Below are 24,078 nucleotides of genomic sequence, written 5' to 3'. Positions count from 1 at the left end.
AAGTTCAGTGGTGTGCGAAATATCAAATCCAATACCAAAATCAAGCTCGCCATTATGAATAGATTCAGCAGAATTGGCTTCCCAACTTTGCAGGCGGATCTTACCAATAACCTCTTGCTGGGCATGACTGCTAATGGCTATCGCTAAACTCCTCATAATGCCTTGGGTAACAGCAATGTTTAGCGTTGAAGTAAGTTCTGATTCAGTTTCGTCAAATGCGACCTGTTCAATATGCGTCACAGCATGATAAAAATCACAAATAGGATCATATAACAGTTCAGCCAAGGGCGTAGGTTTTAGCCCCTGCAGTCTACGGTAGAATAGTTCGTCATTGAACGTTGTGCGTAACAACGTAAGGCAACGGCTAATTTTTGGAGCAGACACTTGTAACTCAATTGCCGTCGAGTTCGCATGGCCATTCTCGTAAAGAGTCTTAAACACGATAAGACAAAAAACATCTAATTCAGACAACTTTTTCAGTGATTCATTAAGCATTATTTTTAGTCATTATTTGAATACTTAGCTATAGATATAGCATACTCTTGCATCTCAAATAGTGATCATTGCTAATAGCTGCAACATAATAATCAAATATAGGGTACACATCATACCGATCCGCAACAATGTGACGGTGGAATTTCGATAGCGACTGAATAACATACTATCAAAAAGCGCTATTGAGGCTATTCAGACACTTCTTCTGCGGTTAATAATCGGCTCTGTCCTGGCACTAAATTGGAATCGAGTACAATGTTGCCCACGGATATTCGATGTAGACCCACTACGGGGTTACGAAAACGGCCAAACATACGCTTTATTTGGTGATAACGCCCCTCCATCAGGCTCACTAATGCAGTATATTCATCAATAATTTCAAGCTTAGCTGGTAAGGTAGTAATATCTTCAAATTCAAAGTACATTCCCGCTGCAAACGCGTTAATGTAGGACACATCAAGTGGGTTCTCTAGTGTCACCCGATACAGTTTGGCCACTTTATGCTCTGGTGACATTAACCGCTTTGACCAGCGACCATCGTTAGTTAATAGCAGTAATCCTGATGTATTGAGATCTAAACGGCCGACAATATGCAGACTATGTTTATCTTTTTGAGTCAGTAGATCGATCACCGTCTTATGCTTATCGTCAACAGTGGCACTGACCACCCCTATCGGTTTATGCAGCATCACATAGCTTGGTGTGTTGGCTTGTAATACTTCGCCCTCTAGACAAACATGAGAAAATTCATCGATGATTTGATCAATATCTCGTGCGACTTTACCATCAACTTCAACTAATCCTTTAGCCAGTAGTAGTCGAACATGTTTGCGATTAATGGAGGTTTTTACACTAATAAATCGATCTAGGCGTGCTCGTTTAGATTCCACCTTTTTCCCCCTACCCGTCAACCGGGACAATCTTATAAGCGCAGCGACGTGCCCCCTCAATAATATGCTCTTCACGGCTAACACTGGCGTCATCTTTTAGCAGCGACTGAAACAGTTGCAGTTCTGAACGGCAAAAATTGAGGCATGAGGCAGCTGCTGCACATATTGGACAGTGATTTTCAAGCAGCCAATAAACATCATCACTCACTTCAACGCTGGCCATATAACCCTCTTCCGTTCGCAATCTAGCCAGTACGGCTAACTTGGCGGATAGATCTGTCGCGTCAGTTAATGCCGCTTGATATAGCGTAAAAGACGCCTCTTCACGATGGGCGATGAGCTGCTCTAAACCTTGATCACCAAAAATAGTTTTCACTGAATCAATTAATTGCACCGTGAGCTCTTCATGGCGATCTGAAAAGTGGCTGTTGCTTTTAGGCGTCAGGGACCAGTAACGAGTCGGTCTGCCACGAGTCGCTTTTCTATCTGCAAAAATCACATCGCTACTGTGTTCTAGACTTTGTAGATGTTGACGCACGCCCATAGTGGTCAATTCAAGTTCTGTTGCGATGACTTTGGCTGTCAGCTCGCCTTGGGTCTTTAACATCTGCAATATTTTGTCACTGGTTTTCATATATACCCATTCTACTTGAAGGTGCTCGTTTCAGAGGCGGTATTCTGTATACACCTCTATAACGCTTAAGGCACATTATTACTGAATCCATACTTAAGTAAACTTTTATCTTTACTTTATTATGTAAAGATATTACTTTACATAAAAATTAATAAACAAAAAGGTTTACTTAAATGGAATTAGTGATTGTTAGCGGCAGCCAACGTAAGGACTCGCAAAGTGCAAAAGTTGCCCAATACTTAATGCAACAAATGCTACCGACGCATAATGTAAAACACATTGAGCTTTGTCAGTATCAGTTGCCATTTTGGGACGGTGAGCCCGAGAGCAAAAATGTTGACGGTAGTCGCTGGCCTTTTATCTCTCAACAAATTAAACGCGCAGATGCACTTGTTTTAATAACACCAGAATGGGGCGGTATGGCCTCACCGCTCATTAAGAATTTCTTGTTGATGTGTGATAAGCAAGAGACAGCCCATAAACCGGCGTTATTAGTGTCGGTGGTGAGTGGCATTAGCGGTGCATACCCGATTGCGGAGTTGAGGATGAATGCATTAAAGAACAATAAACTGGTGGCGACACCTGACCATCTGATTATTCGTCAGGTTGAAGAGGTGCTCAACCAAGAAGAGCCCATGAGCGAGCGCGATCAGCACTTACGTGAGCGTATCAATTACTGCTTACACATGTTGCTGCAATACAGTGAAGCATTAACAACAATTCGTGTTAACCATGAAGCCATGCCCTACCCTAAACAACAGGAGTACAGTTATGGCATGTAAAAACTTAATCACTAAACAGGCTGCAAGGAGCAAATTATGATGCATTTAGAACACTTAAATTTGGTGGTAAAAGACATCCCGACCACTCTGGCTTTTTACCAAGCTATTTTTCCCCATTGGAAGACACGTGGCGGTGGGGTGAGTCAGTGGCATGGGGTTGATCGCAACTGGATCCATTTTGGCGATGATTATCAATATCTGACGTTTAATGATGATGGTGTCGACAATAATCGCGATCTGAGTGGCCATCAAGTCGGCTTGGCTCATTTTGCTTTTGTCGTCGATGATATAGACGCTGTAATAACGCGCCTAGCGGCGATAGGCCATCCTGTCGATAAAGCGGGTGCAGAGGACCTTTATCGACGCAATGTATACTACATTGACCCAGATGGTTACGAGGTTGAGTTTGTTCAATACCTTAGCGATATTCCCAGTGAACGTAACCGTTATTGATCGTTATAATGATTAACCGTTATAACCGTGAATCATCGCACTGGCGAGTCACATTAGTGCTGCAAATTTAGTGGTACGTCTTTAATGATGACTTGCGTGAACGTGATCAACTCATTTTTCTGACCCACGAATCGGGTACTACTCGCAGTGCCCAATGCAACAGTGCCCAAGGCCATGTAGGGACAAAACTATTGGCTTTTTCAGCCTCTATCGCTTTGACCATTGCACGGCACCCAACGTCAGTATCGACGATAAAGGGGACCTTTTCGACCTGGTCGTTAATTTCACTTCGAATAAAACCAGGATGAATACAACTCACACTAATTGGGGTGTTCATCACATCAATGCGGATCCCTTCGGTCAACGAGGTCACAGCCGCCTTTGTGGCCGCATACACTGTCATCGCTCGCCTGAAGCCTCGAACTGCACTAACCGATGATATAGTGACTAAGTGACCCGCATTTTGCTTTCTAAAAATCTGCATCGCAGCTTCTGCTTGTGCCAGTAAACCAATAAAATTAGTCTCTGCCGTTTGCTTGTTAGCTTCAAAATGACCAGTACCGATTGAGGCACCTTTGCCCATACCTGCATTAATAATGATCCGGTCAATGCTGCCCAACTCTTGATTAAATTCATCAAACACATCGAATACTTGTTGATGCTCGGTTACATCTAAAGATTTAATAGAGACACGGATATTAGGATTGAGCACTTCAAGCTCACACTTTAGGGCTTCTAACCTATCGATACGCCGTGCGCACAGCGCTAGATCTCGTCCCATCTTGGCAAACTCTAATGCCATTCCACGACCAAGCCCTGAACTCGCGCCCGTGATAAGGATAGTTTTTCTTATTTTCATATCATCTAGCAACTTTGCAGCAATTTTTAGCTAAGCTACTGTTGAATGGATAAAATGTAAACAGTTGTTTTAACTTTGAATGACTACAGAAATGCCTCAAAATCATCACTAACCCAGCCAAATAGCCAGTATGAAAAACAACAGGTAGAAAGAGAATCCAATGATAAAGGTTATATTAAATGGGTCTTTCTCTTTGTACTTGCGACGGTGAAAATAGCTAACGGGTGTTAGAGGGTAGCGGGTTTTGCCAAAGCTAAAAATACGGATCAGTAATGCCCCGGTGAGACAAAATACAAATGACAACACATAATCCCACAGCACCCAAAACACCAACTCCATAGCAAATACAAACATAGCCTCTCCTTAGCGAGTTAGCGGCAATACCTTTGCCTTTAGCGAGTAATTAACGATTGCTTTTTTCGTTAACACAGCAGTGAAAATTGGCGTTTATCTCAACGTTCAACTAGGTTAACGAACCGTTAAAAATAAGTCATGTTAAACATTGTTAACAGGAGAAACCGTAGAATTTACGCCAGCTAATTCTTGAAATTATGTGAATTTAGTAATTGCAGTCGTGGTGCTTTTGAAACAAATCAGTTAGTTAATATTGAGTATATTGAATTGCGCTGTATAAACGGACTTTAAGCGCTATTCGTTATGAAGAAAACCGTGTGTTCATGGGGTTTTCGTCTACAGTTGTTCAAAATGGAGTGAAAGAAAACGGAGTACTTCAGATGATCTCTTACCACCATACGTTAGCGCTAATAGACAATCATTCAGCTACGCAATTCGCCCTAAATAAAGCCCTACAGCTCGCCTGTAAAACTAAAGCGAAAGTCACCATATTGAAAGTCGATAGACCCTATAATAACTTTCTCAGCCGCTTAGGTTTGATCCCCAACAATGCGCTGGACCCAATGCTATTTGTCAATAAACTAATGAGTAAATACCAACGTCAGGGAGTCGAAATAGACGTTAAAGTGATCAAGAATGTCAAAGACCATCAGGCTATTCTCAATGAAACAAACGCCAGTGATTATGACTTAGTGGTTATGAATAATCAGCACCACAATACCATTATCAACGAACTTATCCCCAGTTGCGAAGCGCATCTGTTACGCGAAAGCAATTTGCCTATTTTAATTGTTGGCAATAAATGTTGGCAACGACAGGGGCACATTTTAACTGCGCTAGAAACGGCGGGATCGACGATTGCCCATAAAGAACTTAATCAACATTTGTTAGATGATACACAGCAACTCGCAGACTTACTGGAAAATGACATCCACCTGCTTAACTGTTATCAACTGAAAAACTGGAGTATGTCAGTCAATAAAGATCATGGCTTATTTACTGATGAGGAGCAAAGGAGTCATCACTGGGATCACCTAATCGATTCGGCTAAAGAGTATCATTTGCGAGATGATCATCTGCATCTTGAGCAAGGGCTGCCGGACCATATTATTCCCGAAATTGCACATAAGTGTAATGCAAATCTGTTAGTGATTGGCGCAGGTGAACATCATGGCTTTATTAACGACCTAAAAGGACACACTTCATCGGTGATCATTGACCAATTAAAGTGTGACATCCTTGCCATTAAGCCAACGCAGCACTAATTACTCTAACGTATCAGCACAAACACCTACGATTATAAATAACCTGTATTGACGCTTTGATGATCTAGCTGGCGTCTCTTTCACTTTGGTTTTCAATAACGATGTCTGAGCCCGCTTGCGCCCAAAAATCGACCCTAAATTGGGTTTCTTCGGTTAATAACTCTACTTTATGCCAATATTGCGGTGGCGAAATAGCGGTCTGGCCGACCTCAATAACGATCTCTTGTTCCACCTCTGCTCGCCTATCTTTAAAACCATAAAACTTCAGCGTGCCACTTAATACATGAATTTGCCCATACACGCCTGCTTTAGTGTTATGCAGATGCAAAAACATCTTTGGCACAGTGTCTTTATCAAACAATGGTGTTGATTTATAATTTACAAAATCTGTTGGTATCATTGCCATAATCTCTTTTAACCCCTTTATCATTGCCAAACCTTGCTTCAATATAGCTTGATTAAGCCTGAGTTAATCAACTAAATGCAAACTTAAGGGTATAATAGCCAATTAGCGCCTTAAGCATTATCTTCGCATTAAACTAATGAGCCCAAATGAAATCTGAATACAGCTATACCACTCAATATACTTTAGATAAAAGCCACTTTAGCGAGTGCTTTGATGAGTCAGTTGTCATTGATACCTCAATACGCGCTCATAAAAAGGCCATCATCTTTATACTTATTGGCATTGTATTACTGCTGACTGGGATCAATGCTTATGCTTCGTGGTTTTTAATCGTACTCGGCGTATTAGAAGCATTAAACATACGTTACAAAAAACCTTGGTGGCTTATGCGTCAAATGGTCAGTAAAGCGGCCAGCAATGAAGTGACACTAACAATCGACGAACAAGGGATCTCTAATGACTCGTTTTATGTCAAAGGAAGTATTCTTTGGCAAGATGTTGTGTCTATTTCTGAATCAGAACAAGGCTTTTTAATCAAACAAGCTAACACCGTTAATTACTTATCCAAACGTAGCCTAGATGAAGAGGCCATTGCATTTGTCTGCAGTAAGATGAATAACGTTTAAAAGCGATCGTTGAGCCCTAGTACCGTTTTGACGATGCTAGGCTGCCACATCGTTCAGCCAAAAATATTAACTACGTCTAGGCAATTGAATAAGCTCTTAAAATTCATGCTAACGTAAGTTGCAAACATCAATAAGCACGTCCCTCCACTAAGAGGTTAACGTCTTTAAATTCAGCTAAAAAATCGAGCTAGGCTCTATGCATGTACCGATAACTGCATTCATAAACCCTTTTTATTCAGTGCTCTAATTAGAATGCGTCAAATTTATCCCATTCTGCGTCAGTCGTTGCAGATTTAGCGGGAGCTCAAATCTGACTAGCCTGTTGATGACTTTATGACCTGTATCACTTTGCAACAAATCCACTCATCCCCATGATGCGATTAACGATTAGTGATACTCTATATTCTCTTTTGTTAATTTTGTAATCATAAGTCGATATCAATCTATGCATTATCTATTGGCGCTAATCCTAAGCATTAGCTTTTTTGCAACTTCTGCGCACGCTAGTAATAACGATGCTTGCAGCAACGACACCGACTGTATTGAAGTTGGTCGTTGGGATATAGGTATTGCACTCGGTTACGGCGTTAAATCAAACCCGCTTAAAGATTTTGATGATATCCCTCTCTATGCCGCACCAACCATTGCCTACTATGGTGACAGTTGGTTTTTTGATAACGGCAGTATTGGTTACACTATTACTGAAGGTGAAAATTATACCGTCAACGTAGTGAGCACGTTTAGTACCGACCGCGCTTTCTTCTATCGCTGGGATCCCTCTAATATTTTCCTTCTCAAAAGTAGCAGTGTTGAGCGAGCGACAACGCCTGCAGGTATCTCAACCATGAGAACCAAGGCAGAGCCAGAGATCGATACTAATGAACTCGAAAATAGAAACTTTACATATCTTGGCGGAGTAGAAGCGTTTCTTTACACTAGAATTGGTATAGTCAAAGCCTCTGTTACACATGATCTTTTTAATGTGCATAATGGAACAGAAGCGCAGTTAAAATGGTTGTACAATATTCCACTTGATAGTTGGAATTTTGAGTTCGCAGCTGTGTTAGACTGGAAAAGCGAACAAGTCGTTGATTATTACTATGGTATTAGACCGAGTGAGAGCCTCTATTGGAGCGAGAAGTACCAAGCGGAGTCAGCTTTGAATCAAAGTATCGAATTCACAGGACAATATGTGTTAACTGAAAATTGGAATATTTTGCTGGTAGCACGTTATACCGACCTTGCCGATGAAATTGTTGATAGCCCTCTGCTCGACAAAGATTATACGACTACCTATTTTGTAGGCGCAGCGTATAGGTTTTAACGCCAGTGTTATCAATAGCAAAAAAATCATGGTTGTGGTTCCTTTTTTACTCGGCGTTCAGTGGCTACGCTGTCGCTGAAGAGCTTGAACCTCTTACTGCCAGTCTGAGCTTATCCCCCACCATTTGTATTACCAGTGAAGATGAAGAAACTTGTAATACTGAAGTTGTACTGACGTGGGAGCTGTTAAAAAATCGCTCAATATGCATCATATCTGACTACAAAGAACTTAAGAAGTGGTGCAATAGTTCACCTGCAGTTAACTCTTTAGCGATCAATGTCAGTGCAGACAAAGATATTCAGTTTGTCATGATAGACAAAGATACCCACGAGACTCTTGCGGGTGTAAAATTAAAAGTTACTCAAGCTTCTTCGCCTCAAGTAAGGCGTCGTTACCGCAACCCATGGAGTTTATTTTAATGACCAACTCTCAATCTACGCATAGAGTCCTACTCGTAGAAGATGACATTCGTCTGGCCAACTTGATCGTAGACTACTTAAAATCGCATGGAATGCACGTTGAAGTGGAGCGTCGCGGGGATACCGTATTAACCCGACTAATCAACTATAAACCTGACATCATTTTGCTGGACATTATGCTACCAGGCATGGACGGTTTAACGCTGTGTGAGAAGCTACCTGACTATTTTGCCGGGCCGATCTTATTAATGAGCGCATTGAGCTCAAATGAAGATCAAATTAAAGGCTTGGAGCTAGGGGCTGATGACTACGTAGTTAAGCCTGTCGACCCAGCGTTACTCGTTGCAAGAATTAATAACTTACTACGTCGTCAAGCAAAGCCACCACAAGTTGAGTCTCATTGTCTAAGCTTTGGTAAGTTAAGTATCGATCCTCACACTCAAGCCATTCGTCTGGGTCAAATAGAAGTTGACCTTACTAGCCATGAGTTTGAACTATTATGGTTACTTGCTTCTCAAGCAGGACAAGTCATGAGCCGCCAGTATATTTATCAATATTTACTGAATATCGACTTTGACGGTAAAGATAGAAAAATTGATGTGCGTATTTCGCGCTTGAGAAAGAAACTTGGTGATAATATTGAAACACCTTTCAGAATTAAAACAGTTTGGGGACAGGGATATCTATTCGCACCAGAAGCCTGGAATAACTAATCTTCAAGCTAGTCTAAAATGAAGCGTCTATTTTTAAGCTTATATTTACTGTTAAGCCTTGGCTTTCTCGGTATAGGTTGGACACTCGATAGTTTTTGGAAACAGAATGCCGATCAAGAGGGTGCACTCGATGCACCTTTAATCGCTTTGGCGCAGGTATTAACAAAATTACCCGCGCTGCAGCGACAAGATATGCTCAACAGCATTAACAGCAATCCTGACTTTCCGTTAGCACTGCTCGATGCCGACCAAGTCGCGTTCTCAGAAGAACAGATGGTACAGAGCCACGCAGTTATCGCTACGCCGTATGATATCAATCATGAACTTCAATTCGTTGCTGTAGGCGAACAAATCTTAATGGCTGGCCCCATTGCACTTGATCCTGATGCTAGCTTGCGTGGCCTTTATAATGTCTTCTTTTATCTCTCATTAGCGTTTGTCACGCTCATTTGGGTGTGGCCACTCTCTAAAGATTTAAAAACACTGCGTAACGCGACAAAAGAGTTTGGCCAAGCAAAGTGGAATACCCGTATCAAACTCGCTAAACGCTCACAAGTGTTGCCATTAGCCACCACCTTTAATGATATGGCGGCGCACATTAGTGCACTCATCGAAAATCAAAAACACCTTTCAAATGCCGTCTCTCATGAGATAAGAACCCCACTAGCTCGGCTCAAATTCGCCCTCGCATTGATCCCACAATATTGTTTGCCAGAGTCTGATGAGCAGCGGCGCCAAACATTTTTGGATGAGATGTTACTCGATATAAAAGAGATGGAAGACTTGCTGCAAGAACTGTTGACCTATGCCAGTTTAGAGACACAACGAGAAGGACTACAATTTGAACTCTGCGACTTAAACAGCTTAACAAAGCAAACCATTAAACGGTTGCAGTCGCACCACTCAACCCCTATTGAGTTAATTGAGCCTCAACAGATAGTACAACTGAAGGCCGATCCGTCGTTAATTGAACGGGCACTTCAGAACTTAATCACCAACGCTCAACGTTTCGGTGTCGAAAAGATCACTGTCGAAATTAGCCGTAAAGGTAAACAGATATGTCTCAGTGTGACGGATGATGGCGAAGGGATATTAGCGCAGGACCAGCTGAAAATTTTCGAACCCTTTTATCGCAGTGATACCCGTTGTAATGGTAATAAAGGCCATGGTTTAGGCTTGGCAATCATCAAGCGGATCATGGAGCGTCATCAAGGGGATGTATCGCTAAAAAGTCACCCCGGCTTTACCCAATTCACCTTAACTTGGCATCACCCATAATTGAGCTGCTAAAGCGTTTAATAGTGTTAATGGTAACGCGTTTAGTCTAATTTAAAATCACTCACATCGAGTGAGTCTGGCGCTTGATCCTTAAAATCTAAACTCGGATTGACTGTGGCTCTTTCTTCGATAAGTTGCGCCTTCTTTGCTTTTAGTATCGCAAGCTGACGACGGCGTTTACGCTGTTTACACAGCCTGATGACATCAAATTTTTGCACATCAGAAAACTCGAGCCACTTGAAACGTTCGTCTCGATTACGTAAACACCCTTTGCAATATCCCCTCGCATCACTTTGGCAAATACCGATGCATGGGCTGGGGATCTCAAAAAACTCTAACTGCTCCATACTCTAAACATATACTATGTAAGAGGTAATACCAATTTCATTAACTATGCTATCGATTCAAAACAGCAGAAGACAGCATACTTAATGACGTTGAATTAGCGTAACGTTGAGCACGCTCATTGAAGTTATTGTCTTCATATCAGCGAGTGAACCAAAAGAATAATGGGGCTTAACGCCTTAAATTAAAGAGGCTAAATAATGAATACACTAAAACGAACCTTATTAATTTGCTTGCTATCACTACCGCTATTTGCCCTACTCGGGTGCAGTTCCCCTCCAAAGAATGATTACGACCTTGATTACAACTTCTCTCCGCTAAAGACGTTTTCACAAGTAGAACCTGCGCAAACAACCGATCCGCTCAGTGCAGCAAGAATTCAGCAATCTATTGCAGCTGCGCTTATCGCTCAAGGATTTATCCAACAGGATGAAGCTGCTGATTTTTTGGTGACTTATGGTTTTAGAGTCGATGATAAACCCAAAGATTCAGGCTTTTCTATTGGACTCGGTGCAGGCTCATGGGGTAGCTCTAGCGGCGCATCAATCGGCACCAGTGTTGATGTTCCCGTGGGGAGTGATACCGCAAAAATCCAAACCATACAGATTGATGTGTTGGATCCACAAACACAAAAACTCATTTGGCGCGGCAGTGACAAATTTACTTTTGATGATGGCGGCGAAGAAAAGGCGCAAGAGACCAACGCGACTGTCAGCAAAATATTAGCGCTATTTCCACCGCAGAAAAAGCCATAACATCAAATTGAAGATATTAAAAAAGGACGCATAGCGTCCTTTTTTGTTCCCAATATTATTCGGGATTAGTGTGCGTGTGCAGCACTTGCTTCTGCAGCAGGTGCATCCGCTTTTTGGATATCCAACAATTCAACTTCAAATACTAAAGTAGAGTTAGCAGGAATAGTGGCTGTATCGCGATCACCATAAGCTAGTTCTGAAGGGATAACGAACTTAAACTTAGAACCCACAGACATTAGCTGTACGCCTTCAGTCCAACCAGGAATAACACGGTTCAATGGGAACGTTGCAGGCTCGCCACGAGCTACTGAGCTGTCGAACTCAGTACCATCAGTTAATGTACCAACATAATGAACTTTAACAGTGTCAGCAGCAACAGGCTTCTCACCAGTACCTTCGGTTAATACTTCGTACTGTAAGCCAGACTCGGTCGTTACAACACCCTCTTTTGCTTTGTTTGTTTCAAGGTATGCGGTGCTGCTAGCCAAGCTTTTCTCTGCTAATGCTGCCGCTTGTGTTTGGCGCTTTTCATTTAGCTTTTCATCAAGGGTTTGCAATACTGTTTGCATCTCTTCTTGCGTTAGCTTTAGCTCGCTGTTCAAGCCTTCGCTGAAACCAGTCACGACTAGGTCTCTGTCTACAGTTAAACCTAGTTCCTCTTGTTCCTTGATATGGCCAGCCATATAAGTACCAATTGACGCGCCAACGCTGTAGGCTTCTTTTTGCGCATCAGTTTTCAATTCTACCGGCGCAGCAACTGCTTCTTGTGCTTGATTACAAGCACTAAGACCAACAACGGCCAAAGCCACTAGTGAATATTTATAAATAGATTTCATTTAAAGCTTCCTCAGCATCTACACGTGGTTACTATAACCTTTACTTTTATTAAGCGAACCACTTTATACTAGTTAAATAGGTTATTCCAATCTGATTAGATAAAAGCGACGTCACCGTGATTTAGCCACTTTTTCAATACAGATTAATATATTACATACATTGCCTGTCACTAGCCTGAACGACTATTGCACTTGTATGAACAAAGATTCACTTAAAAGACAACACAGAATAGAGCAAGTTCAAAGCTGAATGATGACATTGGTTAATAAACCACTTATTAACTTCTTTTTCGCTTACTGTTTACTGACAATCCATCTAACATGTTGGACAAGTTGTTAATACGACTATCCCCAAATATACGGAGCCGTTGTATACTCTGCTTCAACTAACGATAATCAACAGTAAGTGCAATGAGCATTTCCCCATCCATCAGAGGTAAACGTGGATAATATAGAACACAGAATTGAAGAGTTAGAGATGAAATTGGCGTTCCAAGACGGCACCATCGAGGAGCTCAATCAACAGCTCATCAAGCTAAATGATGTGGTTGCAATACAGCAGGAGCAGTTACGTTTATTACTCAATAAATTACAATCAGCTGAACCGAGTAATATGGCATCCCAAGCAGACGAAACACCACCGCCACACTTCTAGTGACAAATGGATAACGACAACGACTAGATTAACAGCTTAAATTCTTGCTATATTTAAACGGTAATAGTCGTTATGCATTCATGTTACGTTCAGATTCGATATGTTAAAAGTGCGCTGCTATAAATGAAACTTTGTAAATATATATACATTCTCTTATCAGATTGATTTTATCATTTATACTGCATTTTAGTGCTCGGTCCATTCTCCAGAGCAAACAAGGAAGCCAATGCAAATAGCACACTATATCGAGACGTTAGCATGAGACGTTTATTATTACTGACAACCATGATGCTAAGTCTAAGTGGATGTGCATTTAACAGCGTATTCATTAACTACCCTTCTCAGATAGCCCCCGTAAAAGCGCAGCTCAATTCTGCAACGCCTCAGCAAGCGGCAAAGATTGTGGAATCAGAAGTGACCAGTGCCGATGGCTTACTGTACGCACAAGAAGCTGGACGCTCGGCACAAATAGCGGGCGATTTTGAAGGCAGTAAAACATTCTATCAACAAGCGGCCAATGCTTATCGAGTGTTTGATGATAAGGCTAAGCTCAGCTTAAGCGATGCGGGAGCCACGGCCACCAGCCTCTTTATTAATGACAACGTGATCCCCTACCGAGGTCCGGGTTATGAGCGAGTCATGCTCCACCAGTATCAAGCGCTTAACTATCTATTCAGTGGTGACGCTGAAGGTGCATTAGTGGAAGTTCGTCGCAGTAACGAGCTGCAAAGTTCAGAGCAAGCACGCTATCAAAAGTCCAACAAGTCAGTGCAAGCAATGGCTAATGGCACCATTGACGCCGAAGTCAATAAACTCGGTAAAGCAGCGGGAAGTACCACCAGCTCATTTTTAAATGCCTATAGCTACTACACCACTGGTATGTTGCATGAGATCTTAGGTGAACCTAATGACGCTTATATCGACTACCGTAAAGCAGCGCAAATATCGCCAAACAACCCATACTTACAAAAAGATTTAGTCAGACTCGCTAAGCAATTGTCGATGCCACAGTACGACGAGTTTAAAAAACGCTGGGGCGACGCCATATCGCAAAAAAAGGAAGAAGGACAAGTTATCGTGATGTTGGAGCGTGGCTTTGTACCTGAAAAGAAAAGCCTAACCGTGCCTTTTACGATACATGGTAACTGGCAAACCGCTTCACTCGCCACCTACTTCCCAACGAAGCAAACGGTAAGAGCGGGTCGTATACAAGGTCTGGGAACCGTTCTAGTTGCAGCGCCTATTGCCAATATTGATGCATTAGCGATTACAGCACTAAAAGAAGACTTACCTGCCGCACTGATAAGACAAGCCGCACGAGTTTATGCAAAATCAGAGATGGCACAAAGCGTAGAAAGCAGTAGCAAACGACGCAACAATCAAACGGATTATGCTTCAATTGCAATGCAAATATTTAACGTCGTCACCGAGCAAGCCGACAGACGTAGCTGGCTAACCTTGCCAGAACAAGCACAAATTGCCCGCACTTACATAAAGGCAGGTAACTACTCCGTTAAGCTCGATAATGCAGCACCGAGCTCTATTGAGGTAAAAAGTGGCCGAACCACACTCATTTGGGTCATTGATACTGGCAATTACACCCGTTTTTATTCAATAATAATTTAGCAATCACTTGTATGGAACTCACTATGAAACATTTAAAAGTTATTTTTATTCTCGCGGCAGTCATCGGCTTGTCGGCGTGCCAATCAAAAGTTGAATACGGTGATGCCACGGAAGTGGAAACCGTCAACGAAAACTTTGGCTCAACCGATCTACAGGCTATTGCCGCTAAAATGGTTGATAGCATGTTGACCTTCCCACCTGTTGTTGCGATGACCGCTAACGACCGTCCGATTATGTTTGTTGATAAAATTAAGAACAAAACCTCTGAGCATATTGATACGGAATCGGTTACTGACTCCATTAGCAATAAACTATTACGCTCTGGCAAGTTCCGCTTTATCGATATGACTAAAGTTGACTCGGTACGTAAGCAACTAGATTATCAAAATAATTCAGGTATGGTTGACCCATCAACAGCCATTAGCTTTGGCCGTCAAATTGGCGCGCAGTACATGCTTTACGGCAACCTATCTAGCATCGTAAAAGAAGATGGCAGCACTAAAGATGTTTACTACAAGATGACCATGCGTTTAATGGATTTGGAAACAGGCCTTATTGAATGGTCTGATGAAAAAGAGATCCGCAAAGTTAAGTCTAAGTCTTTCCTAGGCATGTAATGCTTAGTTAGCACTGCACAACCGAATAAAGCCAGCATCTCGCTGGCTTTTTTAATGGCTCAACAAGGTGATTTTAACTTCAGCGTATCGCTGAAATAAGGTACCGTATGCAGCTTGTTGCTATTGGCACTAAATCGCTTATTAAAAGGATGCTGTTTTGAACCTGCTTCATACTGCTGTCGTTATTGTAATATCTGTTGTACTTGCTGCATGTAATTCAACGCCTCGAGAGCCAATATCGACGCGAGATGCTTCTGCCTACATTAGTCAACAATCTGCAGCACAGCGCTCCGCTAGAGTGTCTGATGTGCATTATGATTTGGACTTTACCTTAACGGGGGGCACGACATTCTCTGCAACCACTAACGTTAACTTTAACCTCAGTGATACCAATAAAGCGCTCACACTCGATCTCAATCAAGCAACCATTAGCCACTTTAGTATTAATGGCAAAAAGGTTTATCCAAACTATAACAACCGTTATATAACCCTTAATCCAGGATTGTTAGTCAGTGGCCGCAACACCGTTGAAGTTCAATTCACCCGTGCGCATAGCACCAACGGCGAGGGGCTGCATCGCTTTGTCGATCCGGTTGACGACAAAGTCTATCTTTACTCCCACTTCGAACCCGCCGCAGCCCAACAGATGTTTGCCGTCTTTGACCAGCCAGATCTTAAAGCGACCTACACTTTGTCGGTCACCGCGCCAAAAGAGTGGACGGTCATCAGTGCGATGCGAGAATCTTCAACAACAGAACAGGGCGATACCCGCCAATGGCGCTTTCCTCAATCCCCTAAGTTGAGCCCTTATAACTTCTCAATGCATGCCGGCCCATATCATCAGTGGACAGATAACAGTGGCAAGTACCCGCTCCGTTTATTTGCGCGGCAATCTGTTGTAGACCAAGTCACACCACAAGACTGGTTTACTTATACTCAGCAGGGACTTACATTTTTTGATGAGTACTTTGGGATCCCCTACCCGTTTAAAAAGTATGACCAAGTGCTGGTGCCCGACTTTCTCTATGGCGCGATGGAGAATGCCGCAGCAATTACCTTCAGCGAAAGTCGTTTTCTGTTTAATACCGAAATGACCGCAACGCAAAAGCAACGTCTAGCAGGCGTGATTATGCATGAGATGGCACATCAGTGGTTTGGTAATCTCGTCACCATGAAATGGTGGAATGGTTTGTGGCTAAATGAAAGTTTCGCCTCCTTTATGGGCACTCTTGCCACCGCAGAAGCCACTGAATTCACCCATGCTTGGCGCAGCTTTTATGCCAACAATAAACAGAGTGCTTATCATTTAGATAGCCAAGCTAGCACTCACCCTATTGAAGTCCCCGTCGCCACCACACAAAATGCTTTTGATAATATCGACGCAATTACCTATTCGAAAGGCGCTTCAGCCCTCAAACAACTGAATCATCTATTGGGTGAAAAAGCCTTTCAAACTGGAGTGCGAAATTACCTCACTCAATACAGTTATCAGAATGCAGAGCTAAATGATTTTATTACAAGCTTAGGCAAGGCGGCCAATAAAAATCTCACCACTTGGAGTCAGCAATGGCTTTATGAAGCCGGTGTTAACAGTATCCAGGCCAGCTTTAGTTGTGAAAATGGTCGCATCACACAGTTTAGTCTTAATCAGACAGCTGCAAGCGACGCGCTACCGACATTACGTGAGCAGCACGTTCAAATAGGCTTATTTACTAAAGGCCGTAACCGACTGCATCACAATATCAGTATGCCAGTGACTTATAGTGGCAGCACCACCAATGTCACCAGTCTTGTGGGCCTTTATTGCCCTGATCTGGTCTATCCCAATTATCAAGATTGGGGCTTTGTAAAAGTTAATTTAGACCCTGTATCATTCAACACCGCAAAACAAAGTTTACGTTTAGTAAAAGATCCACTATTACGCTCTATGCTTTGGCAAAGCTTGTGGGATAGCGTGGAAGATGGCAGCCTTTCACTGAACGATTATATCGGCACAGTACTGGTAAATTTACCAGGGGAAATTGATTACACAATTGTAGGTCAGGTGCTTTCAAGCTTATCTAAGACGCGCATCTATCTCGACAAGATGGCTCCAATAAACCAACGTTATGCACAAAAAGCTATCCGAGCTATTGAGCAAATGAGCCTTAGAAAGGTGATGATAAATAGTCAAAATCGTGATGTTCAGCGACGTTGGTTTGCCAATTATATCGCGTTTGCACGAAGCCAAGATGCGCTCAATAACATTGATGCCTTGCTGAATAATAAAGCCAGTATTAAAGGCTTAACCTTGGATCAAGATCTTCGTTGGATGATGATTAGCCATTTAAACCGCTATGACCACCCGAGTGCGATGTACTGGCTACGTAAGGAACGTGAACTGGATAGCAGTGATTCGGGCCAGAAATCAGCACTTGCCGCTGAAGTATCCCGCCCAGATGCACTGAAAAAGCGTCAGTGGTTAACCCGCATTCAGCAAGACACCAATCTCCCCTTCTCCAAGCAACGTACCATTATGGATAACCTGTATCCCAGTGAACAAAAGTCTCTCAGCGCCGTCACTGCAGAGCAGCGACTAACCACACTGGCGCAGTTGGACCAAGACAAAGGCCCAGTATTTATGCGCAGTTACGCAAAAGACCTAATCCCAACGGATTGCAGCTATGGCAATGTCAGTGCATTACAACACTTGCAGAGCAACAGTGAACAGCTGTCTGACGGCACCCAGCGGGCACTAAAAGAAGCCATTCAACAGGAACAAAAGTGCCTGTTGATAACCTCTAAAATGAGCCGATAATAGTAAAGAAACAATTATCTCGAATCACAAAAAAGCCACCTTCGCGGTGGCTTTTACGTTACATCGACTCACTTAATCATATTTAATTGATTAAGTGAGTTAGTGAAAGGCTTAAATAAACAACTCTCTAATGTTCTTTAAGTCGCCTTTACCTTCTGCAATCTCTTGTGCTGAAAGGCCAGAAACTTCATGAGGGAAAACCAACCACTCTTCAGATTCATGAATATAGTAGTCAGGCTTTAACGGCACTGTAGTGTTTTTAGGCTTGAAATATGGGCAAGCAATGCGCACATCTTTAGGCATATTGAAACGCATCAATTCACTTAACTTCTCTTTAAGTGCATGGATACTGCGGCCTGAATCAAACACGTCGTCAACAATTAACAGACCGTCGCCAGCATTGGCATTTTCAACAATATAGTGCAAACCGTGTACTTTAATCTGCTTACTTTGTTGGTTAATTCCGTAGTAAGAGGACGTACGCACTGCAATATGGTCAGTTTCTACTTTTTTAAAGTCAAAAAACTCTTGCACGGCGATACCGATTGGCGCGCCACCACGCCAAATACCCACAATAAACTGCGGGCGAAATCCACTTTCATAAACTTGTGCCGCTAAACGAAAAGAATCTTCTAGTAATTCTTGCGCCGTAATAAAGCATTTCTCTGACATCTGACCGTCCCCATCTTGGTATAGTTATCTTATTTTGGGTCTCAAAATGCAGCTGATGATCACTATTCCAAACTCTGAAATAGCACCTTGCTAGCGATCTCGCCGCTCAACTGTTTAAAGTGTAGGCACCCACCCGATTTTGGAGGCAAATTTTATACTAAAATCAGGATTAATGCTGCAAAAATGCAGCAAACTTGTGGCTTGAACACAAAAACAAAAACGGCTACCAATGGGTAGCCGTTGAGTTTAACCTTGTTAAAAGCCGATCTATACGGCTGTTAAGCTTGGTGTCCCCGCTTTGGTCACCATAGAATGGTTACGCTCAGTATCTTCAACAAAACCACGACTAACAATGGTATCGACATAACGCCAATCACTACGTACTTCTTCATGAGTGAAGGTTAGCGTGAGTAAGCCGCGATTCATTAAGTTGGCATACTTCAAGTTATCAACTAAACCGATAATCGCCTCTTCAGTCGCGGGAATATCCTTAGCATCAATACCCAAGTAATACTCCAATCCTGGCGATGATACTGAACTTGTCGCAAATTCAACACCGACCGCATCGCCCGCTGCATCTTTAAGTTCATTTGCCCAAGCATTATGAGTATCGCCTGCAATCACGACGAGGTTTTTAGCCAGCGATTTTGCCGTCGCCAGTATGACCTCTCGCTCATAGGCATAGCCATCCCATGCATCTAGGTTATAAGGTATTGCAGGTAGTTGCAGTAACGCCATCGCCTCTGGCGTCAACTTGTGTCCATAAAACTGTAGATATTTAAGTTCATCTGCAGACAAGGTTGGATCGCCAGCCTGTGCTCTGGCGGCTATTTTTGCTAGCGCTGCCAGTTGACCAAACTCTGGAATAGACAATTGCTGCGTGGCGATAGCAGCAGGTAACATCATCTGCCCCATTAACACTTGTTGCCCAAGCACTTGCCATTTAGCCGTTGAGGTTAGTAGTGTTGATTGCAACCATGTTTGCTGCTCTTGTCCCAACATCGTGCGGTTAGTGTCGGTGACATCAGCCATAAAACGTGCGCCGTCGAGCCCGCCGGTAGCAGGATCCATATAGTCCGGATATTCAAGCGGCTTATCTCGCCCTAATAGACGAGTGTCAAGCATATGTAAGTCTACGAGGTCGCCAAACTGAAAGCTGCGATAGATCTCTTCATGATTGCCTTCGCGCCAAGGGCGGATTGGCAACCATTCAAAGTAGGCTTGCAAGGCCCCTTCTTTACGCGCATCAAAATCACCTTCATTGTCGTTATGGTTTTCTGCGCCTTCACGCCAGCTATCATTGGCAACTTCGTGGTCATCCCAAACAGTAATAAAGGCCGTTTTGGCATGCAGCTTTTGCAAACTCAAATCACTGCGATATTGGCTATAGCGAATGCGGTAGTCCGATAAGCTAAACAGCTCTCCTTCTGGCAGCACTTCGCGGCCAAATTCAGCAGCACGCTCACTGGCATACTCACCACGCGCATACTCATAAATATAATCCCCCAGATGAATAACCGCATCTAAGTCATCCATTCTCGACGCCATCTCATAGACGTTGAAATAGCCCGCTGGGAAGTTAGCACAAGAAAGCACGGCAAACTTGGCTTGCGCTAACGCACCTTGTGGCAAAGTTTTAGCCATTCCTGGCGGTGACATATTTTTGCCAGCCTTGAAGCGATAGTAATATTGAGTTCCCGCTTCAAGCCCCATGGCATCAATTTTAACGGTGTAGTCTCTGTCGCTATTGGTGATCATTTCACCGTTAGTGATCACTTGAGTAAAGGCACTATCGGTCGCGACCTCCCAAGTCACCTTAATGTCGCCCGCAGACAGAGGCGTCACTCTGCTCCATAGAATGACAGCATCGTGGCTTGGATCGCCACTGGCCACACCGTGTAAAAATTCTGCTGGGATCACATATTCATCATCGTCGCTACTACAGCCCATCAAGCCATAAGAAACTACGGCAGCGCCAACGCCTTTGGCTGATATGGCTAAAAAATCTCTTCGTGAAAAAGGTCGTTTCATTATTATTATTCCCTTAATATTATTCTATTTTAGTGGTACGAGGTCTAATGAGTCGAGATGGTAAACCGCTACTATTACACATACGTGACAATTTGGTAAAGTATTTGTTAAGGAGATTCTTAAACAGGTCTTCATTGCTGTAGAACTCAATCAAACAGCAAACTAAGAAAGAAGAGATAGCGAAGGTGTTACCGCTATATAATTGATAATAATAGGTTATCGACGTGAACAGAGAGTACATACCACTGGAGCATGATCGGTACTGTGGCTATCTCGATCATATTGAGGATTGATTAAATGACGATCTTCAGTATGGTAATGGCTCACCTCAGCAGTGCTAGTGTGAAAAGCGGGATTGAAGTCTTGTGACAGTAAGATGTAGTCGAGCACATTGCCTTGAGCACCGTAATAGTGCGTCGGTTGTCTTTGGCTGAGGGGTATTTCCTCGTCAGGAGTTTGCTTATCAATCGCGGCTGATACACTTTGGCAATACAACTGATAAGCATCGGTTAGCGGGTAACTTGCAAGCTCACCCAAGCCATCTTTCTCAAACCTTAACTCTTTGGTGGTTAAAAAGGAAAGTACCTGATTGCTAAGGTCGTCATTAAAGTCTCCCATTAACATCATCGCATTCTGAGTCTCTACTCGACGCTGCATCATGCTATGAAACAGTAATGCCGCTTCACTACCTCGTTGGATACTTGACGCCCACTGCCCCAACACATTACGCCCCAGTAACTCGCCATAATTGGCTCGATTAGCTCGATTTGTTTGAGTTGCTTGACCTTCAGTAGCGGTTTTAGGCGGGGGAAGTTCATCCACCGATGGCCGTTTAGATTTAAAATGTACCACGTAAATGTCGCAGTGACCGATATCAGGCAGCACCACAGTCACTCGCAGTGGCTTACGGCTGTAGTTAAACTCACTTTCGAGTCCAAGCCCTTCAGCATAAGGTTTATCGACCTCAATCGAAACTACCTCTTCAAAAGCGAATTTAGAGGCGATTGCGACAACCGGGTCGCGGCAGATAAAATCATCAACAACGCTAGGCTTGTCCATTACTGCAAAATGGCTTAAGCCAGCATCACGAACTTGTTCTGCAAGTGCAGATGCTGAAAAGACCTCTTGAAACCCAATAATGTCGGGTTGCTGCTCAGACAAAAAATCATGCAACCAGCGCTGTTTCTTTACCCATTGCTCACTGGTGTAGATATTTTCAAAATCATAATAAGCCAGTGGAGGTTCAACGTAATTAAACAGATTGAAACTCGCGACCTTTACTTTAAAAGGCGTTAGCGCGACTTGCTCTATGTTTGTTTCCAACAAGATCATTCCTTAAATAACCGTCTTTAATGATTAACCGGTTTATCGCTTTTCAATTTGAGGACCAGTTGCAGCAACATAACGGCGATTGCACCTGCAACCACACCAAAAATAGAATTTAAAATACTCGGCGTGATAAATGATAGCGTTGGGCCGACCACAGACAGACCCTCAACCCAGGTCGCTACGTGGCTGATCTTATCGCTTACCCAGTGCAGCCCGTGAGTTAATATACCGCCACCGACCATAAACATGGCGATGGTGCCGACAACGGACAGGGTTTTCATTAAATAAGGCGCAGAGCTCAGCAATATATGCCCTAAACGGCGTTTAACTCGAGCCGCTAAGCTCTCTCCTTGGCGTTGACTTAAATACAAGCCCGCATCATCAATTTTGACAATACCGGCAACTAACCCATAAACACCTATGGTCATCACAATCGCGATGACACTCAAGGTGAAAAACTGAGTTATTAAGCCTTTTTCAGCAACAATACCAAGCGTAATAGCGATAATCTCCGCAGAAAGCACAAAATCAGTCCTAATGGCGCCTTTCACTTTTTTCTTTTCGTACGCTTTGAGATCGCCAATCACTTCGTCTGGTTGTTCATTGATGACGTTAGGCTGCTTCTTCACTTGGTAACTATGGTAAATTTTCTCAAAACCTTCAAAGCATAAAAACAAACCACCGAACATCAATAAAGGGGTTACCGCCCAAGGAATAAAAGCGCTAATGAGCATTGCAGCGGGAACCAAAATGCATTTATTTTTAAAAGACCCTACGGCTACAGCCCATACTACTGGCAACTCTCTATCCGCTGAAACACCAGTGACTTGTTGCGCATTTAAGGCTAAATCATCCCCGAGCACCCCGGCAGTTTTACGCGCCGCCACCTTACTCATTAAGGCAACATCATCCAAAATAGTGGCGATATCATCTAATAAGGTTAATAAACTTGCCCCAGCCATACAAACTCCTTTTAATAGCGTTACCTGAACGAAAAACCGATGTAGATGAGTGCTTATCAATGCTCATTGCCTGCCAACGGTAAATTAGCCTAAGCGCTTTTTAATCTAATTTTTATCTGTTGAGCCAAGCTAATCATGATATCGCCAGCTTGTCACTTTAAAAGCAAATTTCAGACACGCTTTAGTTTAAAGCGTATACTATCGCCAATATTTTTAACCTTTGCTTTTAAATAGGATTTCGTTATGACTCAAGATGAAATGAAAAAAGCCGCCGCTTGGGCAGCACTTAAGTATGTAGAGAAAGATAGCATTGTGGGTGTAGGAACTGGCTCTACCGTGAATCACTTTATTGACGCACTCGCGACAATGAAAGCAGAGATCGACGGCGCTACATCAAGCTCTGAAGCCTCTACTGAAAAAATGAAAGCACTTGGTATTCCAGTATATGATCTAAACAGTGTCGATGAACTCTCCGTTTACGTCGACGGCGCCGATGAAATCAACGCCCATATGGACATGATTAAGGGCGGTGGTGCGGCATTGACTCGCGAGAAGATTGTTGCGGCAGTGGCTGAAAAGTTCATCTGTATTGTCGATAATACTAAGCAAGTTGATATCTTAGGTGAATTCCCATTGCCTATTGAAGTTATCCCAATGGCACGTTCATACGTAGCACGTCAGCTGGTGAAGCTTGGTGGCGATCCTGTTTATCGTGAAGGTGTAGTCACTGATAACGGTAACATTATCTTAGATGTCTACAATATGAAGATCATCAATCCAAAAGAGCTTGAAACTAATATCAACGCTATTGTGGGTGTTGTGACTAATGGTTTATTCGCCATGCGCGGCGCTGATGTGCTGTTAGTCGGTACCCCTGAAGGGGTTAAAACCATCAAATAGATTGGCGACTGTCTTTTGCTGTCACTAAGCACTATTTTGCACCGCTAAAAAAGCC

General features: G+C 43.0%; 26 protein-coding genes. 14 read left to right on the top strand and 12 right to left on the bottom strand.

Annotation, left to right across the window (positions count from 1 at the left end; genetic code table 11):
- From CXF82_RS17300 to CXF82_RS17290, 3 genes are all read right to left on the bottom strand, one after another.
- Positions 1–495: LysR family transcriptional regulator (locus tag CXF82_RS17300; protein WP_145991701.1), on the bottom strand; the 495-nt coding region annotated here is incomplete at its 3' end.
- A 188-nt stretch (positions 496–683) separates the two neighbouring features.
- Positions 684–1,385 (bottom strand): pseudouridine synthase, encoded by a 702-nt coding sequence (locus CXF82_RS17295; protein WP_101091788.1) that lies wholly within the window; start codon positions 1,383–1,385, stop codon positions 684–686.
- A gap of 10 nt (positions 1,386–1,395) precedes the next feature.
- Positions 1,396–2,019: a helix-turn-helix transcriptional regulator gene (locus tag CXF82_RS17290; protein WP_101091787.1), complete on the bottom strand. Its 624-nt coding sequence runs from the start codon at positions 2,017–2,019 to the stop codon at positions 1,396–1,398.
- Positions 2,020–2,192: 173 nt separating this feature from the next.
- On the opposite strand from CXF82_RS17290, the gene CXF82_RS17285 reads away from it, so the two are divergent.
- On the top strand, positions 2,193–2,801 hold the full coding sequence (locus CXF82_RS17285) for an NAD(P)H-dependent oxidoreductase (RefSeq protein WP_101091786.1): 609 nt from the start codon (positions 2,193–2,195) through the stop codon (positions 2,799–2,801).
- 36 nt (positions 2,802–2,837) lie between these two features.
- Positions 2,838–3,254, top strand: coding sequence for a VOC family protein (locus CXF82_RS17280; protein WP_102044648.1), 417 nt, complete (start codon positions 2,838–2,840; stop codon positions 3,252–3,254).
- Between the two features lie 106 nt (positions 3,255–3,360).
- On the opposite strand, the gene CXF82_RS17275 is transcribed toward CXF82_RS17280, so the two are convergent.
- Positions 3,361–4,113: an SDR family oxidoreductase gene (locus tag CXF82_RS17275; protein ID WP_101091784.1), complete on the bottom strand. Its 753-nt coding sequence runs from the start codon at positions 4,111–4,113 to the stop codon at positions 3,361–3,363.
- A gap of 108 nt (positions 4,114–4,221) precedes the next feature.
- Positions 4,222–4,467 carry a hypothetical protein gene (locus CXF82_RS17270; RefSeq protein WP_101091783.1) on the bottom strand — a complete coding sequence of 82 codons (246 nt, stop codon included), beginning with the start codon at positions 4,465–4,467 and terminating at the stop codon, positions 4,222–4,224.
- Between the two features lie 380 nt (positions 4,468–4,847).
- Between CXF82_RS17270 and CXF82_RS17265 the strand changes: the two genes are divergently transcribed.
- Positions 4,848–5,732, top strand: coding sequence for a universal stress protein (locus tag CXF82_RS17265; RefSeq protein ID WP_101091782.1), 885 nt, complete (start codon positions 4,848–4,850; stop codon positions 5,730–5,732).
- A 64-nt stretch (positions 5,733–5,796) separates the two neighbouring features.
- Here the strand turns inward: CXF82_RS17265 and CXF82_RS17260 are convergent, their stop codons facing one another.
- A complete protein-coding gene (locus CXF82_RS17260) occupies positions 5,797–6,138 on the bottom strand; it encodes a TehB family protein (protein WP_102038194.1) in 342 nt (113 codons plus the stop codon).
- Positions 6,139–6,284: 146 nt separating this feature from the next.
- On the opposite strand from CXF82_RS17260, the gene CXF82_RS17255 reads away from it, so the two are divergent.
- The 5 genes from CXF82_RS17255 (at position 6,285) to CXF82_RS17235 (ending at position 10,498) form a co-directional block, all read left to right on the top strand.
- The gene (locus tag CXF82_RS17255) at positions 6,285–6,764 is read left to right on the top strand and encodes a YcxB family protein (protein WP_101091781.1); all 480 of its coding nucleotides are present in this window, start codon (positions 6,285–6,287) and stop codon (positions 6,762–6,764) included.
- Positions 6,765–7,209: 445 nt separating this feature from the next.
- Entirely contained in the window at positions 7,210–8,088 is an 879-nt protein-coding gene (locus CXF82_RS17250; RefSeq protein WP_101091780.1) for a MipA/OmpV family protein, read from the top strand.
- A 5-nt stretch (positions 8,089–8,093) separates the two neighbouring features.
- Positions 8,094–8,507, top strand: a complete 414-nt coding sequence (locus tag CXF82_RS17245) for a DUF3019 domain-containing protein (RefSeq protein ID WP_308303103.1) — start codon at positions 8,094–8,096, stop codon at positions 8,505–8,507.
- Entirely contained in the window at positions 8,507–9,220 is a 714-nt protein-coding gene (locus tag CXF82_RS17240; RefSeq protein ID WP_101091779.1) for a response regulator, read from the top strand. Before CXF82_RS17245 ends, CXF82_RS17240 begins: the two co-directional genes overlap by 1 nt.
- 18 nt (positions 9,221–9,238) lie before the next feature.
- A complete protein-coding gene (locus CXF82_RS17235) occupies positions 9,239–10,498 on the top strand; it encodes an ATP-binding protein (protein WP_102044647.1) in 1,260 nt (419 codons plus the stop codon).
- A 41-nt stretch (positions 10,499–10,539) separates the two neighbouring features.
- On the opposite strand, the gene CXF82_RS17230 is transcribed toward CXF82_RS17235, so the two are convergent.
- Positions 10,540–10,845, bottom strand: coding sequence for a DUF1289 domain-containing protein (locus CXF82_RS17230; protein ID WP_101091777.1), 306 nt, complete (start codon positions 10,843–10,845; stop codon positions 10,540–10,542).
- A 198-nt stretch (positions 10,846–11,043) separates the two neighbouring features.
- Between CXF82_RS17230 and CXF82_RS17225 the strand changes: the two genes are divergently transcribed.
- Entirely contained in the window at positions 11,044–11,598 is a 555-nt protein-coding gene (locus tag CXF82_RS17225; protein ID WP_102038075.1) for a DUF4136 domain-containing protein, read from the top strand.
- 65 nt (positions 11,599–11,663) lie between these two features.
- Here CXF82_RS17225 and fkpA read toward each other — a convergent pair whose 3' ends face one another.
- Entirely contained in the window at positions 11,664–12,434 is a 771-nt protein-coding gene (gene fkpA / locus CXF82_RS17220; RefSeq protein WP_101091775.1) for an FKBP-type peptidyl-prolyl cis-trans isomerase, read from the bottom strand.
- A 442-nt stretch (positions 12,435–12,876) separates the two neighbouring features.
- Between fkpA and CXF82_RS17215 the strand changes: the two genes are divergently transcribed.
- The 4 genes from CXF82_RS17215 to pepN all read left to right on the top strand — a co-directional run bounded on the left by CXF82_RS17215 (position 12,877) and on the right by pepN (position 18,129).
- Positions 12,877–13,089, top strand: coding sequence for a SlyX family protein (locus CXF82_RS17215; RefSeq protein WP_101091774.1), 213 nt, complete (start codon positions 12,877–12,879; stop codon positions 13,087–13,089).
- A 258-nt stretch (positions 13,090–13,347) separates the two neighbouring features.
- Positions 13,348–14,715 carry a COG3014 family protein gene (locus CXF82_RS17210; protein WP_102038074.1) on the top strand — a complete coding sequence of 456 codons (1,368 nt, stop codon included), beginning with the start codon at positions 13,348–13,350 and terminating at the stop codon, positions 14,713–14,715.
- A gap of 23 nt (positions 14,716–14,738) precedes the next feature.
- The gene (gene lpoB / locus CXF82_RS17205; protein ID WP_180960974.1) at positions 14,739–15,332 is read left to right on the top strand and encodes a penicillin-binding protein activator LpoB; all 594 of its coding nucleotides are present in this window, start codon (positions 14,739–14,741) and stop codon (positions 15,330–15,332) included.
- A 157-nt stretch (positions 15,333–15,489) separates the two neighbouring features.
- On the top strand, positions 15,490–18,129 hold the full coding sequence (gene pepN / locus CXF82_RS17200) for an aminopeptidase N (protein WP_102044646.1): 2,640 nt from the start codon (positions 15,490–15,492) through the stop codon (positions 18,127–18,129).
- 111 nt (positions 18,130–18,240) lie between these two features.
- Here pepN and CXF82_RS17195 read toward each other — a convergent pair whose 3' ends face one another.
- The 4 genes from CXF82_RS17195 to CXF82_RS17180 all read right to left on the bottom strand — a co-directional run bounded on the left by CXF82_RS17195 (position 18,241) and on the right by CXF82_RS17180 (position 23,123).
- A complete protein-coding gene (locus CXF82_RS17195; protein WP_101091770.1) occupies positions 18,241–18,801 on the bottom strand; it encodes a phosphoribosyltransferase in 561 nt (186 codons plus the stop codon).
- 267 nt (positions 18,802–19,068) lie between these two features.
- Complete coding sequence (locus CXF82_RS17190) at positions 19,069–20,832, bottom strand: alkaline phosphatase D family protein (RefSeq protein ID WP_101091769.1); 1,764 nt, start codon at positions 20,830–20,832, stop codon at positions 19,069–19,071.
- Positions 20,833–21,048: 216 nt separating this feature from the next.
- The gene (locus CXF82_RS17185; protein ID WP_102044645.1) at positions 21,049–22,164 is read right to left on the bottom strand and encodes an endonuclease/exonuclease/phosphatase family protein; all 1,116 of its coding nucleotides are present in this window, start codon (positions 22,162–22,164) and stop codon (positions 21,049–21,051) included.
- A gap of 17 nt (positions 22,165–22,181) precedes the next feature.
- Entirely contained in the window at positions 22,182–23,123 is a 942-nt protein-coding gene (locus CXF82_RS17180; RefSeq protein ID WP_101091767.1) for a DUF808 domain-containing protein, read from the bottom strand.
- Positions 23,124–23,366: 243 nt separating this feature from the next.
- Here CXF82_RS17180 and rpiA point away from each other — a divergent pair, with 243 nt between their 5' ends.
- Complete coding sequence (gene rpiA / locus CXF82_RS17175; protein ID WP_101091766.1) at positions 23,367–24,023, top strand: ribose-5-phosphate isomerase RpiA; 657 nt, start codon at positions 23,367–23,369, stop codon at positions 24,021–24,023.
- Positions 24,024–24,078 lie beyond the last annotated feature (55 nt).

Source organism: Shewanella sp. GutDb-MelDb, from assembly GCF_002836075.1.
In the GTDB taxonomy this organism is placed as follows: domain Bacteria; phylum Pseudomonadota; class Gammaproteobacteria; order Enterobacterales; family Shewanellaceae; genus Shewanella.
This window is presented reverse-complemented; position numbering and strand designations above follow the sequence as displayed.